This is a genomic window from Methanobrevibacter filiformis (genome assembly GCF_001639265.1).
GTDB classification, from domain to species: Archaea; Methanobacteriota; Methanobacteria; order Methanobacteriales; family Methanobacteriaceae; genus Methanacia; species Methanacia filiformis.
The window spans coordinates 1-15,728 of record NZ_LWMT01000203.1; the positions used below are offsets into that span (position 1 = coordinate 1).

General features: G+C 27.4%; 14 protein-coding genes and 1 pseudogene. 14 read left to right on the forward strand and 1 reads right to left on the reverse strand.

Annotated features, from left to right (window positions below; all coding sequences use genetic code 11):
- The first annotated feature begins 309 nt into the window (after positions 1–309).
- Both MBFIL_RS05150 and afpA read left to right on the forward strand, forming a co-directional pair.
- Complete coding sequence (locus tag MBFIL_RS05150) at positions 310–1,746, forward strand: flippase (protein ID WP_066972090.1); 1,437 nt, start codon at positions 310–312, stop codon at positions 1,744–1,746.
- 215 nt (positions 1,747–1,961) lie between these two features.
- Positions 1,962–2,519: an archaeoflavoprotein AfpA gene (gene afpA, locus MBFIL_RS05155; RefSeq protein ID WP_066972092.1), complete on the forward strand. Its 558-nt coding sequence runs from the start codon at positions 1,962–1,964 to the stop codon at positions 2,517–2,519.
- 89 nt (positions 2,520–2,608) lie between these two features.
- Here the strand turns inward: afpA and MBFIL_RS10570 are convergent, their stop codons facing one another.
- Complete coding sequence (locus MBFIL_RS10570; RefSeq protein WP_066972094.1) at positions 2,609–2,962, reverse strand: hypothetical protein; 354 nt, start codon at positions 2,960–2,962, stop codon at positions 2,609–2,611.
- 513 nt (positions 2,963–3,475) lie between these two features.
- Here MBFIL_RS10570 and MBFIL_RS05165 point away from each other — a divergent pair.
- The 12 genes and pseudogenes from MBFIL_RS05165 to gatD all read left to right on the forward strand — a co-directional run bounded on the left by MBFIL_RS05165 (position 3,476) and on the right by gatD (position 15,709).
- Positions 3,476–4,036 carry a helix-turn-helix domain-containing protein gene (locus MBFIL_RS05165; RefSeq protein WP_211261723.1) on the forward strand — a complete coding sequence of 187 codons (561 nt, stop codon included), beginning with the start codon at positions 3,476–3,478 and terminating at the stop codon, positions 4,034–4,036.
- A 13-nt stretch (positions 4,037–4,049) separates the two neighbouring features.
- On the forward strand, positions 4,050–5,714 hold the full coding sequence (locus tag MBFIL_RS05170; RefSeq protein ID WP_066972099.1) for an AMP-binding protein: 1,665 nt from the start codon (positions 4,050–4,052) through the stop codon (positions 5,712–5,714).
- 130 nt (positions 5,715–5,844) lie between these two features.
- Positions 5,845–5,910, forward strand: a complete 66-nt coding sequence (locus MBFIL_RS11310; RefSeq protein WP_449405478.1) for a hypothetical protein — start codon at positions 5,845–5,847, stop codon at positions 5,908–5,910.
- 126 nt (positions 5,911–6,036) lie between these two features.
- Complete coding sequence (locus tag MBFIL_RS05175; protein ID WP_066972106.1) at positions 6,037–6,318, forward strand: calcium-binding protein; 282 nt, start codon at positions 6,037–6,039, stop codon at positions 6,316–6,318.
- A 63-nt stretch (positions 6,319–6,381) separates the two neighbouring features.
- The gene (locus MBFIL_RS05180) at positions 6,382–8,085 is read left to right on the forward strand and encodes an SWIM zinc finger family protein (protein WP_066972109.1); all 1,704 of its coding nucleotides are present in this window, start codon (positions 6,382–6,384) and stop codon (positions 8,083–8,085) included.
- A gap of 32 nt (positions 8,086–8,117) precedes the next feature.
- A pseudogene (locus MBFIL_RS05185) lies at positions 8,118–8,285 on the forward strand (AMP-binding enzyme); the annotation flags it as partial.
- 110 nt (positions 8,286–8,395) lie between these two features.
- The gene (locus MBFIL_RS05190; protein ID WP_211261724.1) at positions 8,396–8,953 is read left to right on the forward strand and encodes a helix-turn-helix domain-containing protein; all 558 of its coding nucleotides are present in this window, start codon (positions 8,396–8,398) and stop codon (positions 8,951–8,953) included.
- A 164-nt stretch (positions 8,954–9,117) separates the two neighbouring features.
- Positions 9,118–10,812 carry an AMP-binding protein gene (locus tag MBFIL_RS05195; protein WP_066972112.1) on the forward strand — a complete coding sequence of 565 codons (1,695 nt, stop codon included), beginning with the start codon at positions 9,118–9,120 and terminating at the stop codon, positions 10,810–10,812.
- Positions 10,813–11,365: 553 nt separating this feature from the next.
- Positions 11,366–11,644, forward strand: coding sequence for a 4Fe-4S dicluster domain-containing protein (locus MBFIL_RS05200; protein WP_066972114.1), 279 nt, complete (start codon positions 11,366–11,368; stop codon positions 11,642–11,644).
- Positions 11,637–12,809: a 3-methyl-2-oxobutanoate dehydrogenase subunit VorB gene (locus MBFIL_RS05205; protein ID WP_066972116.1), complete on the forward strand. Its 1,173-nt coding sequence runs from the start codon at positions 11,637–11,639 to the stop codon at positions 12,807–12,809. Before MBFIL_RS05200 ends, MBFIL_RS05205 begins: the two co-directional genes overlap by 8 nt.
- 132 nt (positions 12,810–12,941) lie before the next feature.
- Positions 12,942–14,375, forward strand: a complete 1,434-nt coding sequence (locus MBFIL_RS05210; RefSeq protein WP_066972119.1) for a 2-oxoacid:acceptor oxidoreductase family protein — start codon at positions 12,942–12,944, stop codon at positions 14,373–14,375.
- A gap of 23 nt (positions 14,376–14,398) precedes the next feature.
- Positions 14,399–15,709 (forward strand): Glu-tRNA(Gln) amidotransferase subunit GatD, encoded by a 1,311-nt coding sequence (gene gatD, locus MBFIL_RS05215; RefSeq protein WP_066972121.1) that lies wholly within the window; start codon positions 14,399–14,401, stop codon positions 15,707–15,709.
- Positions 15,710–15,728: the final 19 nt, after the last annotated feature.

A 15,728-nucleotide genomic window follows, 5' to 3' on the forward strand; every position in this document is an offset into this window, starting at 1 on the left:
ACTATGGAGAACTATGAAAAATATACTACATAGAAACCCCATTCCAGATATTGAATACCTAAAAAAGGAAGTGGTTAAATTATACTACGAATTAGTTGATGAAATATCTTTTGTCGAAAATTGGATAGATGAATATATTGTCAAAAAATAGGTATCATACTATAATTGTTAATATTAAACATGAACCTATTAATATTAGATAATACAATATTATTAATAATAGAATATATTTAGTAAGTTATCATATTAGAATAGGATATATATAATTATTAATAATCAATAGATTAAAACATGGAATTATGTGGAAAAATGAGTGAGATACAATCAGTTTTCAAAAATACAAGTTGGTTATCATTAGCACAAGTTACTAATACTGCATTTGCATTTGTTTGGATAATACTAATAGCTAGATACTTAGGAGTTGGTGATTTTGGAGTATTATCCTTTGCTACGGCATTTGGAGGAATAGTACAAATTTTTACAGATCTGGGGCTAAGTACCTATATAACACGAGAGCTTTCAAGAAATCCTGAATCAACTAAAAAGATTATAAGTAATTCTATTCCTTTAAAAATTGTTATTTCCACAATTATATTTATACTAACATTTATAATCTTAAATTTAATCGGTTATGATAAATTAACTATTGAAGTTACATTAATAATTACATTACAAACCATATTTATGAGTATGGGCTATTTATTTAATGGAGTATTCCAAGCCCATGAAAAAATGAAATACCAAGCTATTGGTATACTTATAAACACGATACTAATGTTTGTAGGTTTTTTAGTAGGAATATTCTTAGATTTAGGAATAATAAGTATAGCTTTAGTTTACCTTATTGGAAGTATAATAACATTGATTTATTTATATTATAAAACAAGTACAAAAATAGTTTCACCTAAAATTGAGATTAACAAATCATCATGGAACAATTTAATCAAATCATCAATGGCTTTTGGACTTATAACTGTACTTACCACATTATATTTTATGATAGATACAATTATGCTTTCTTTCATGAAAGGAGAAGTAGCCGTTGGAACTTATAGTGCAGCCTATAAATTTATCATGGTATTTACAACAGTATATACCGTTTACACCTATGTAATTTTCCCACTAATGTCAAAATTGCATAAAAACTCAAAAGAACTATTAAAAGTTACTTATGAAAAATCTATCAAATATTTACTTATTTTAATCCTACCAATAGCTATTTTAGTATCTTTTTATGCAAAAGACCTTGTTTTACTTGTATATGGTCAAGAATATGCTTCATCAGCCATAGTTCTTGTTATTTTAATATGGAACATGATATTTTTGTTTGTTAATGGGGCTTCTACATCTCTTTTAAATTCAACAGACAAAGAAATCAAAGTTACTTGGATAAATGGAATTGCATGTGCTTTTAATATTATAATAAACTTGTTTTTAATCCATTATTGGAGTTATGTTGGTGCGAGTATAAGTGTTGTACTTACTGGACTTTTATTAACAATATTAATGAACCACGAAATAGCTAAGCTATTTAAAATTGACACAAAACTGATTAAAGATATTTTCAAGATAATCATTGGAACCATAATAATAGCCATTATTTTACATTTTACACATTTAACAATAATACCTGGAGTTATTGTATCATTAATAATATATTTAATATTTATAATATCTGTTAAAACCATTGATAACACAGATATTTACCTTATTAAAGAGATATTAGGTAAAAATTCTAAAGAATAACTAAAATAGAGCAAATAGAATAACTAAAATAAATAAACAATGAAAATAAAATGAAAATAAAATGAAAATAAAATAATATATAAAAATAGATAAAAATAGTAAGAATATAAACTTTAAATATAAATTATAAGGTCAACATATAATAGTTAACATATAATAAATTTTATATATAATTCTATAAAAGTTAATATAATAAATCTATAAAAATTGATACTATGAAAAAAATAAAAGTTGCATGGGGAATCACTGGAGCTGGGGAAAAAATTGAAGAAACCTATGAAACCATGTTAAACATTCAAAAAATCTATGATAACATTGATATTAGAATTTATGTTTCCAAAGCAGGAGAACAAGTTCTAAAATACTATAAATTATTTAAAAATATTAAAAAAGACTTTAACAATGTATGGTTTGAAATAAATTCTAACTCGCCATTTCTAGCTGGAGATGTTCAGACACATCAATTTGAATTTCTCATTATAGCTCCATGTACATCAAATTCAATGGCAAAAATTGCAAATAGAATTGGTGACACTTTAATTACAAACTCTGTAATAATGGGTCAAAAATCGCAAGTTCCCATTTATATAATGCCTGTAGATTTTAAAGAAGGAACTACTGTTACTAAAATACCTAATGGCGATGATCTTATTTTAGAATTAACAGAAGAAGATGTTGAGTCTGTTATAAAAGTAGGTACGATGAAAAATACTACTGTCTTTGAAAATACTGAAATGATCTATGAAATATTTGAAAAATACTTTAAAGAATGAATAAATATAATTAATAATTAACTGTTTCTAATTATTATTTATTCCATAATTAATTATTATTTCCAATAATTAATAGTAATACTTATAATCTATAAACATCCACATGCAGGTGGTTCTTCAGGAACAGTTTCTTTTAATTCTTGCAATGTAACAGACAAAAAAGAGTATTCAAATCCAACATTGTCTGTCTGAACTAAAAGAGGAGAAATTCCTTTAAAATAACATGAAATATCTCCAGTTCCACCAATATCAACACAAATCGGTTCTGAATCTTTAAATCCAGTGAAAAATGACATTATTTTTTCCATTAAATCTTTTGGAGTTCTGAAATTCACTGTTAAAATTCCATTATCTCTTGTTTTAAGACCTATAAATTTCTGATCTAATTCTAGTTCTTTTCCATTATCATTTTTAAATAAAACATTATCTCCAATTTCTGACATAAAATCACCAATATCTCTAAATTAATCATGATTTAAAATCATGTAATAATTAATTCATTAAGCATTAACTATCTTATTTTAATATCTTAACTTTATTAAAATAGTTATATTATTTAAATTAAATATATTAAGTTTATAACAAAAGAATACAAATTATACTTAATTCTAAAAATTATTTTGAAAAATATATTTAACAACATAAACTTACTAAAAAAATATAATTTGTATTTGTAATTTAATATTAGTATATATTAAATTAATTAATTAGTTATATTTATTAATTAAAATTATTAAAATCAGTTAGTAATTAATAAATATTTAGAATAAATTATTAATAAGTATTTACCAATATTAAATACAACAATTAATTAATGAGATTTAAAAATTAATATTATGAAATTAAATACTAATAAATTCATTATAATCCCGAATATTATTATTAATATTAAATTCTAATTAATAGTATTAATATATTAATATTAATTAATACAAGTAAAACAATTGGTTAAAAAGGTGTTTATCTTGAGAGAAAATGACAAAGATATTGGATCCAGAGTGAAAGAATTAAGAGAAATTTCAGAAATAAGTACAAAAGAAATAGCTATTGAACTTAATATTGATGAGAAGGAATATATTGCATATGAGTTTGGAGAAAAAAATATTCCTGCAAGTATCCTGTATGAAATAGCTCAAAAATTTAATGTTGATATGGGATTACTGCTCACTGGAGAAGAAACACGAATGCATATATTCTCAGTAACAAGAAAAGGAGAAGGAGCATCAGTAGAAAGAAGAAGCCAATATGAATACGAAAATTTAGCTGAAAAATTTATTCATAAAAAAGGAGAGCCCTTCCTTGTAACTGTTGATCCTGATGATGTTGAAAAACCATCTAATAATACACACCCTGGACAAGAATTTAATTACTTACTTGAAGGTTCATTAAAGATATTTATTAATAATAATGAAATTATTTTGCACAAAGGAGATTCTATCTTTTTTGATTCAAGCTATAAACATTCTATGAAAGCACTTAATAATGAAAAAGCTAAATTTTTAGCTATTATACTATGATGGAGTGGAACCAATGACATCCCTACTAAAAGAATACGTTAATAGAGTTGAATTCGATTCTTATGAAGATTTTAAAGAAAACTTCCAATTTATTATTCCTGAAAACTTTAATTTTGCATATGATGTTGTAGATAAATATGCAAAAGAAGATCCTGATAAAATAGCACTTATTTGGTGTAATGATCATGAAGAAGAACAAATATTCACTTTTAGAGATATTAAAAAATATAGTGATAAAACAGCTAATTTTTTTAAGAGTTTAGGAATAAGCAAAGGTGATGTTGTAATGTTAACCTTAAAAAACAGATTTGAGTTTTGGTTTACAATTATTGCATTACATAAAATAGGAGCCATACCAGTTCCAGCTACTCATATGCTTAAAACAAAAGATATTATTTATAGAATAAAAGAGGCAAATGTTAAAATGATTGTTTCTATTGATGAAGCAAACTTAATCAAGGAGTATAATGAGGCAGAAAAAAAATTAGAAAATGAGCTCATAAAAGTTGCTGTCGGATCTGAAACTTCTGAAAACTGGATTAATTACATGGAAAATGTAGAAAAACAGAAAGATGAATTTAAAAGATGTGAAAATAGAAATGAAAATAATGATATAATGATAATTTATTTTTCATCTGGAACATCTGGAGAACCTAAAATGGTTAAACACGATTTTACATACCCATTAGCACATATTATAACTTCAAAATACTGGCATAATGCAGAAGAAGATGGAATACATCATACCTCAGCAGATACTGGATGGATGAAAGCAGTTTGGGGAGGATTATATGGACAATGGATTGTTGGAACATCAGTATTCATATATGACTACGACCGTTTTGATGCCCTTAACTTAGTAGGAAAACTTGAAAAATATGGAGTAAATACTTTCTGTGCTCCCCCTACAATTTATAGATTCCTTATAAAAGAAGACCTTTCAAAATACGATTTCAGTAAGTTAAATTATATAACCACTGCAGGTGAACCTTTAAATCCTGAAGTTTATAATAAAGCTCAAGAAATATTCGATTTAAAACTAAAAGAAGGGTTTGGTCAAACTGAAACAGTTATTAGTGTTGCTAATTTCGTATGGATTGAGCCAAAACCAGGATCAATGGGAAAACCTGCACCATGTTTTGATGTTAAGTTACTTGGACAAAATAATGAAATTGTTGATGTTGGAAATGAAGGAGAAATTTCAATAGGAACAATTAATATCCCACCAGGATTATTTAAAGGATATCATAAAAATGAGGCTAAAACAAATGAAGTATGGTATGATAATTACTATCACAGTGGAGACACTGCATGGATGGATGAAGATGGGTATTTATGGTTTGTTGGAAGAAATGATGACATAATTAAAAGTTCTGGATATAGAATTGGACCATTTGAAGTAGAAAGTGCCCTTATCTCTCATCCAAGTGTTTTAGAATGTGCAATAACTGGAGCTCCTGATCAAGTTAGAGGACAGATTGTTAAAGCAACTATTGTTCTTACAAAGGGTTATGAACCTTCTGATGAACTTAAAAAAGAACTTCAAGATCATGTGAAAAAAGTTACAGCTCCTTATAAATATCCTCGTTTGATGGAATTTGTAGATGAGCTTCCAAAAACAATTAGTGGTAAAATTAGACGAGTTCAAATAAGAAATGAGGATAAACACGAATTTTAATATTTTATTCAATACTTTTATAAGGTTCATATATTAGTAATATTGTTATACTCTTTTCGATTATGTGATTATGTAAAAATTTTGCCTCCTGAGAAATTTTGAAAATTCTATTTGTATTTGTGGAAAAAGAATGACTTCTGCTGGAAAAAACAATGAATTTAAATGTGAAAATGTGGTAATAAATGGTAATAAATAATATATTAATAATTAATAATTTAGGTTTATTTATATGGATAAAGATGATTATCGTTCACAAATAGAAGATAAAGTAATAGTTGACTGTTATGATGATGAAGAAATTTCTAATGCTTGAGATTGTTATATGACAGAGCGATTATGTGGTTCATTTCCTGCAAAAATAGTCTGTGAAAATCCAAAAATTCCTGTTGGTGAAGTGGTAACTGTAAAAGATAATTTGCACCAATTTGATGAAATTGGAACTATCTCCTGGAAAAAATCTGATGCTTATACTATAGATTATCTTGAAGTTCAATGGAATAATGAAGAGTTTGATATTGATATAAATGACTTAGAGGCATTGGATGAAAATGATGATACTTTTGAAGCTATTAAATACTGGAATTATTGGATTACAGAGTTTTAAAGTATTGGATTTTAAATAATAAATGATTGATTTTAAAAGATTAAAGTATTTTTGAGGAATTTAATGAAAATTAAAGATTTATTAAATAAAGTAGGTGGAGAAATATTCTCTAGAGGAGAAGACTATTATGAAAATGATTACATTTCTTTTTTAACATATAATCCTCAAAAACATAGCTATTATGGTGAAGTGAAAGGAAGTGGATTTGAAGATTATCAAGTAAGAATTGATCTTGATAAAGAGAATAATGTTGATTTTTACGATTGTAACTGTCCATATGATTGGAGTGACACATGTAAGCATTTAATAGCTATTTTTTTAGCTATTGAAGATGGAAATTATGTAGAATCTAGTGAAAAAGATATAGAATCAGTTAAAAATATTGAAAAAATGGAAGATGACAAAGAAGATATATCATATCTTCTAAATAATGCTTCAAAAGAAGATTTAATAGAATTTATTACAGAAAAAGGATTTAAATATGATGATTTTATAACTGATTTATATAGATTCCTCAAAAAACCAGAGGTCACTGAAGAAATTAAATTTTTAATTGGGGATGTTAAAAGTATCATTAGTGATGCTAGCTATTTTAAATTTGATGATGATCCATATTATTATCAAGATGAAACATCTAAATATACAGATGATTTAGAAAAAATCCTTTCTCAAGCAAAAGAGTCTTTAAACAAAGAGAGATACATGGTTCCTTTTCATGTGTCAATAGAGATTATTAATGGAATTAATAGTTTATATGAATTCTCATTTGAGGGTTATTCAATAGATGGTTTACATTATGACTCTTTTGAGATATTAAAAGAATCTTGTGATTTAATTGAAACTTATGGAACGATGGAAGAAAAAGAAAATGCTTTTAAACTTCTAATTAAAAACTCAGAGAAAGAGTTTATTTCAACTGAAGATAACTATAATTTTATTTATGAAACTTTGAAATTTCTAAATAAATCAAATAAAAATGAAATATACGATGCAATAGACGATATTAGTGATAGTAAATATTATTACTCCGAAAACATGATTTTAAAATCAAAGATTATCGAAATTATTGATGGTAAAGAAGAATCTGAAAAGTTTAAAATGAATAATGCCCAAATCGATGAATTTGCTATGGAATTAATAGGAAATGCAATTAATAATAAGGATTTTGACTTTGCTGAAAAGTTAGCTTTAGAAAAAGTGAATAAAAACGAGGGATTGGCGAATCAGGTAAAATGGGAAAAAATTTTGCATAATATTTATAAATCATTTAAAATTATTAATAAACAAATAGAAATAGCTAATAATCTTCTTAAGAAAGGAAATTCAAAGTATTATTATATTTTAAAGGAATTATATAAAAATTGTGGTTCACTGGAAGAAAAACAGGAAGAACTGATTACAAATCTTATTGAAAACTCTAGTTTTAATTACTATGGTCCAATTTTAAAAGAAGAAAAACAATGGGATTTATTATGGCAAGGAGTCAAAGGTCATCCTGATGCTATTTTTCAATATGGTCCAGAATTAGTAAAAATATATGATGAAGAGGTTTATAAGTTTTATTATCATCATCTGATTAATCAAGGAGAAATTGCAAATCATAGAAAAGCATATAATCTATTCGTCAAAAATTTGGGAAAATTATATGGTGTAGGTGGAGATAAATACGCAGATAAAGTTTTTGATTACTTCAGAGAAAATTATAAAATAAGAAGGGCTATGCAAGAAGAATTAAATGTTTTAAATTCAAAAAGAAATAGAAATTAGATTAGAAGAGTATTTTTTTGGAATGTTTAAAGTGTACAATTACAGGAACTCCAGACTCAACTAGAGGACAAGTAATAAAAGTAACTATTGTTCTTGCAAAAGGCTACACTCCAAGTGAAGAACTGAAAAAAGAACTACAAAATCATGTGAAGAATGTAACTGCCTCATATAAATATCCAAGAATAATAGAATTCATAACTTAACTTCCAAGAACAATCAGTTGAAAAATAAGAAGAGTAGAAATAAGAAACGAAGATAAAAATAACAGTTAAAAAAAATAACATTCAAAAATTCATAAATTAGAGGGATTATGTTGAAAGATATTGTGAAAGATATTGGATTTCGAGTAAAAGAGCTTAGAGAAATTTCTGGTTATACGACCTATGAAATAGCTAATAAACTTAAAATTGATGAAGAAAAATATATTAAATATGAAAATGGAGAAATTGACATTCCTGTTAGTATTCTTTACGAAATAGCTCAAAATTTAAATGTAGATATGGGATTATTTTTGTCTGGTGAAGAAACCAGAATGCATATATTCCATGTGACAAGAGCAGGAAAAGGCAGATCAATTGAAAAAAGAGAAGGATATGAATGTGAAAGTCTTTCTGATAGATTTATTAATAAAAAAGCAGAAACTCTAAAAGTAACAATTGAACCTAATGAAAACGAAAAGCCATTAACAAATACCCACCCTGGACAAGAATTCAACTATATTCTTAAAGGATCAGTCAAACTATTCATCCATAAACATGAGATAATCTTAAACGAAGGAGACTCAATATTTTTTGATTCTACATATGAACATTCAATGAAATCATTGAATAATAAAAAATCAGTGTTCTTAGCTGTTATTATTAATTAATTTAATAAGAAATAATATTAAAAATAATACAAATATTATTAAAAATAATACTAAGCAATATTAAAAATAATAATAAGTAATAAAATATTTATTAGAATATTAAATAAAACATACATAGAAATCAGAGTTAATTAAATAAATTTCATGCCAACGAGGGTACATTAATGTCATCTTTAGTAAAAGAATTTGTTGAAAGAGTTGAATTTGACTCATATGAAGATTTTAAGGAGAATTTTCGATTTAAAATTCCAGAAAACTTTAATTTTGCATATGATGTTGTAGATCGATATGCAAAAGAAGATCCTGATAAAATAGCACTTATTTGGTGTAATGACTGCGATGAAGAAGAAATATTCACTTTTAAAGAAATAAGTGAATATAGTAATAGAACAGCTAACTTTTTTAAGAGCTTAGGGATTAAAAAAGGAGATGCTGTTATGTTAACATTGAAAAACCGTTTTGAATTCTGGTTTTCAATGATGGCACTACATAAAATTGGCGCAATAGCTATTCCTGCAACATTTATGTTAAAAACAAAGGATATGACATATAGAATAAAAAATGCAAGTGTTAAAATGATTTTATCTGTAGATGAAGCTGATTTAATCAAGGATTATAATAACACAGAAGAAAAAATGGGAATTAAGCTTAAAAAAGTTATTGTGGGTAATATAAACGATCAAAAAAATAGTACAACTTGGTTAAAATTTAGGGATGAAATTGAAAAATATAGTGATAAATTTGAAAGACCAAATGGAGAGGAAAATACATCTAATTATGATCCCTTTTTAATATATTTCTCATCTGGAACTACAGGTCAGCCTAAAATGGTTTTACATGATTTTACTTATCCTATTGGACATATAATAACTGCTAAATATTGGCATGCTGTAGTTGAAGATGGAATCCATCATACCTCTGCAGACACAGGATGGGCTAAAACTAGTTGGGGATCATTATATGGACAGTGGATAGCTGGATCTGGACTATTTATCTATGACCACGATAAATTTGATGCTTTAACCCTTTTAGACAAGGTAATTAAATATAAAGTAAATACATTCTGTGCGCCTCCTACAATATACAGATTCCTTATTAAAGAAGACCTCTCAAACTACAATTTCAGTAATTGGACCAATATTACAACAGCAGGAGAACCATTGAATCCTGAAGTTTACAATAGATTCTATGAAATATCTGGACTTAAAATACGAGAAGGATTTGGACAAAGTGAAAGTATTGTTATGATTGGTAATTTTATATGGTTAGAGCCAAGAGCAGGATCAATGGGAAAACCTGCACCACAATATAATATAGAGTTATTAGACCAGGACGATTCAATAGCAGAACTTGGAGAAGAAGGAGAAATAACAGTAAATGTAAAATCAGGCACACCACCAGGATTGTTTAAAAAATATTATAAAGATGAAGTAAAAACTAAAGAATCATGGTATAATAATCATTACCATAGTGGAGACACAGCTTGGATGGATGAAGATGGATATTTATGGTTTATTGGTAGAACTGATGATATTATAAAAAGTTCAGGTTACAGAATCGGACCATTTGAAGTAGAAAGTGCAGTAATATCTCATCCATCAGTTTTAGAATGTGCAATTAGCGGATTTCCTGATAAAATAAGAGGACAAGTTGTAAAAGCAACGATTGTTCTTGCCAAAGGTTACAAAGCTTCAGATATCCTTAAAAAAGAAATTCAAAATCATGTTAAATCTGTAACTGCACCATACAAATACCCAAGAATAATTGAATTTGTAGAAGAACTTCCAAAAACCAATAGTGGAAAAATAAAAAGAGCAGAAATTAGAAATAATGATTTGAGTAATGAAAATAATAATTAATTTTAAATAGCTATTACTTTTTAAATAATTAATTATTACTTAAATATATTTAATTGTTTAATTAGGCATTAACTTATTAGAAATTTATATTTATACGCTGATTTCGCAAAATAGAAAATTTTGCAAAATCTCCCATAAGTACCTAAATCAGTTTTTATGGCTTCAAAAAGGATTTTGAAAAAATTTTTTATTTTTTCGAAATCAGTGTTAAATTTTATTTATTTTAACTAAATCTACCAATACATAATATAACTCATTATTCATACTTAATTATGTTTATACTTATATTTTTTATTTATTTTTATTCTTATTACATTAATTTACTGTTTACTTTTAAGTTTAAAACATTAACTAATTTATTTTAATAAACTAAACTTAAATTAGATAAAAATAATGTTAGATAAATATATTAATTAATCATGATAAATTTATTATATATGAAAAATTAAGAGTTATATTAAAATTATTATTAAGATTATAATTAGTAAGTATTGTAAATTAATTATTATTAAGTATTATAAATTAATTAAAAATCACTATAAAAAGGGAGAAAATGACAGATAAAAAAACAAAGTTAGAACCCTATCCAATTATTAAAAAAAATGAGTGTAAAGCATGTGAACGTTGCATTATTGGATGTAAACAAAATGCTCTTGAAATGAGTAAAGATCTTAATGATATTGGATATTATTATGCAAAATACAAAGGTAAAAACTGTAATGGATGTGGAGATTGTTATTATACTTGTCCAGAACCCTTAGCTATTGAAGTACATATTCCTAAAAAGAAAAAAAATAGAAAAGACAATTATGGAAGTGAAGATAATGGTTAGTCAAATGGTTAAAGGAAATACGGCTGTGATTATTGGAGCATTATATGCAGGATGTGATTGTTTTTTTGGATATCCTATAACTCCTGCAAGTGAAATTCTCCATGAAGCATCTAAATATTTTCCAATGGTAGGTAGAAATTTTGTTCAAGCAGAAAGTGAAGAAGCAGCTATAAATATGGTTTATGGAGGAGCTGCAGCAGGACATCGAGTAATGGGAGCATCTTCAGGACCCGGAATGAGTTTAAAACAGGAAGGAATCACATTTCTCGCTGGAGCTGAGCTTCCAGCAGTTATTGTTGATGTAATGAGGGGAGGACCAGGGCTTGGAAACATAGGTCCAGAACAAGGAGATTATAACCAAATTGTCAAAGGAGGAGGACATGGAAACTACAAAAACATAGTTCTAGCACCTAACAGTGTTCAAGAAATGTGTAATTTAACTATGAAAGCATTTGATATTGCAGACAAATACAGAAATCCAGTTATAATCCTCTCTGATGCAGTGCTTGGTCAGATGGCAGAACCATTGATTTTTCCTGAAAAAGCTATTGAAAAAGAAATTGATAATAGCTGGGCAGTTAGAGGAAACAAAGAAACAATGCATAATTTAGTAACATCAATATTTCAGGACTTTGACCAACTTGAAGAGTTCAATTTTAAACTTCAAGACAAATATGAATTAATAAAAGAAAATGAAGTTCAATACGAAGAATACTTCATTGAAGATGCTGATATTATTCTTGTATCTTACGGAATAAGTAGTAGATTATCTAGAACTGCAGTAGATATTACAAGGAAAGAAGGATTAAAAGTAGGATTACTTAGACCAATAACATTATTCCCCTTCCCAAGTGAAAGATTAAGAGAACTTTCTAAAAAAGGAGCTAAATTCATAGCAGTTGAAATGAGTAATGGACAGATGAGAGAAGATGTTCAATTATCTATTCAATCTGAAGATGTTAAGCTTGTTAATCGTATGGGTGGAAATTTAATTGAGATGAATGATATTTTAAGAAAAATTTACGAAATATCAAATTATCATAAAAAATTAAAAGATACACATTTACAAGATAACGAAGAAGAAAATATAGAAGACCCAAAACGCTACAAAGGATTCGAAGAAGAAGATATCCAAGACTGCAAATTCCACAGCATTATAAATTGAAAATAAGAATTAGTAGGAGGTGATAATATAACAAATCAAAACAACAAGGAAAATAAAATAAATACTGAAAATAATAAAGAAATTAATAAAATAAATACTGAAAATGAAACAAATAGTAGTGATGAATACGAAATGAAGATTTTAAAAAAAGCTGATTCAATATATGATATTTTTGATAGAAAAGGAGATAATTCACCATATGTAACACATTACTGTGCAGGTTGTGGTCATGGAATATTACATAAACTCATTGGAGAGGTTATGGATGAGTTAAAAATTCAAGAAAGGTCAGTGATGATATCTCCAGTTGGATGCGCTGTTTTTGGTTATTATTATTTCAATTGTGGTAATGTTCAAACTGCTCATGGACGAGCACCAGCAGTTGGAACTGCAATCTCAAGAGCTGAAGATAATGCAGTTGTAATGTCATATCAAGGTGATGGAGATTTAGCATCTATTGGATTAAATGAAACAATACAAACTGCAAATCGTGGAGAAAAAATAGCTGTTTTTTTCGTGAATAATACAGTCTATGGAATGACTGGAGGGCAAATGGCACCAACAACACTTATTGGAGAAGTTACAGTTACAACACAAAATGGAAGAGACCCAGATTATACTGGTTACCCTATGCACATGTGTGAGCTTCTAGATAATCTTAAAGCACCTGTACTTATTGAAAGAGTCTCACTTGCAAATCCTAAAAAGATAAGAAAAGTAAAAATAGCTATTAAAAAAGCATTAAAAATCCAAAAGGAGGGAAAAGGATATAGTTTTATCGAAGTATTATCTCCATGTCCAACAAATCTCAGAACAAATGTTGAAGAGACTGAGAAATTCTTAAATGAACAAATGGAAAAAGAATTCCCAGTGAAACGATTTAGAGATAGAAGCAAAGAAGTTGAAAAAGTAAAAAGAGAAAAAAGTGATTTTTCAACTGAAAACCTTGATAAAATATTTAATATTGACAGAACAAAAGTTGTGGAACCTACAATAGACCCAAGTTATGAAGAATTAAATGTTAAAATAGCTGGTTTTGGAGGGCAAGGAGTTTTAAGCGCAGGATTAACTTTAGCTCAAGCTGCTTGTGCTGAAAAACGACAAGTATCCTGGTATCCTGCATATGGACCTGAACAAAGAGGAGGAACAGCAAATTGTTCTGTCGTGATAGCTGGAGATACTATTGGTTCACCTGTAGTTGAATCCTCAGACATCTTAATAGCTTTTAATAAACCTGCTTATGAGAAATTCTCACAAAATGTCAATGAAAACGGAATTATATTTTATGATTCTCGCATTGGAGAAATTGATGTGCTAAATAATATTAAAACAATATCCGTTCCAGTTCATAAGATAGCTATTGAACTTGGAGTTCCAAAAGCTATTAATACTGTAATGTTAGGTGTTTTAATGGAATATGGGAAAAAAATTAATAAAGAAATTTCCAAAGAATCTTTTCATCAAGGTATAAAAGAAACATTCAGATCAAAACCTAAATTAATTGACAAAAACATAGAAATCCTTGAAGCAGGATCAAATTGGGCTCGAGAAAATTTAAAATTATAACTAAAAGAATTTCAAGTGATTAAATGACTTATAAAAAATTAGCACAAGATTTCTTAGACACAGCTAATGTTTCAATAGGAGACACTGTTATAATAGAAAAAGAGAATGTTTCATACCAAGGAATATTATTAGACAGATCCGGAGATAGTGATGATGAGTATATTGTACTTAAATTAGATAATGGATACAATATAGGAATTAATATAGTCAATGCAAAAATCAGTTTAATTGAAGGTGGAGATAAACCTCAAATTAATTATGATAATATAAATATAACAAAAGATGATGAAAAAGAAGATATTTTAATCATATCAACAGGTGGGACTGTATCATCAATTATTGACTATAAAACAGGAGCAGTACATCCAGTTTTTACAGCTGAAGATTTACTAAAATCAAATCCAGAACTTTTAGATTTAGCCAATATTAATGTTAAAGCATTGTACAATATATTAAGCGAAAATATGAAGCCAGAATATTGGGTTGAAACTGGAAAATCAATAGCTAAAGAAATAGAAAGTGGTGTAGATGGTGTTGTTGTGGCTCATGGAACAGACACTATGCATTACACCTCAGCAGCCCTTAGCTTTATGTTAAGCTCTCCAGTTCCTGTTGTTTTAACTGGAGCTCAAAGAAGTTCAGATAGACCTTCCAGTGATGCAAATATAAATTTGATTAATTCAGTGGGTGCTGCAAAGTCAGATATTAGTGAAATTACTGTTTGTATGCATTCAACATTAGATGATGGGTACTGTGACCTTCACAAAGGAACAAAAGTTAGAAAAATGCACACAAGCAGAAGAGACACATTTAGAAGCATTGACAATGAGCCAATAGCTAAATTTAAAAAAGGACAAATAAGTTCAATAAATACAAATAGCTATATTAGAAGAAATGAGAAAGAACTCGATTTAAATAATAAAATAGAATCTAAAGTTGCTTTAATCAAAACATTTCCTGGAATAACTAATGAATTAATTGAATATCATATAGATAAAGGATTTAAGGGTCTTTTAATCGAAGGAACTGGTCTTGGACATCTTCCAGATTATATGATAAATAGTATTGAAAGAGCTAATGAAGAAGAAATAGCTATTGTAATGACATCCCAATGCATATATGGATCAATTAATATGAATGTTTACAGTACAGGACGTAAACTTCAAAATGCCGGCGTGATTTCAGGTTATGATATGACTCCAGAAACAGCATATGTTAAATTAGCTTGGGCATTAGGTCAAAGTGAGAACCTTAAAGAAGTAAAAACAATAATAGAAACAAATATTGCTGGAGAAATAAACAAAAAATCATCCATAAAACATTTCTTAAACTAAAATTAGTTAGTACAGTGAT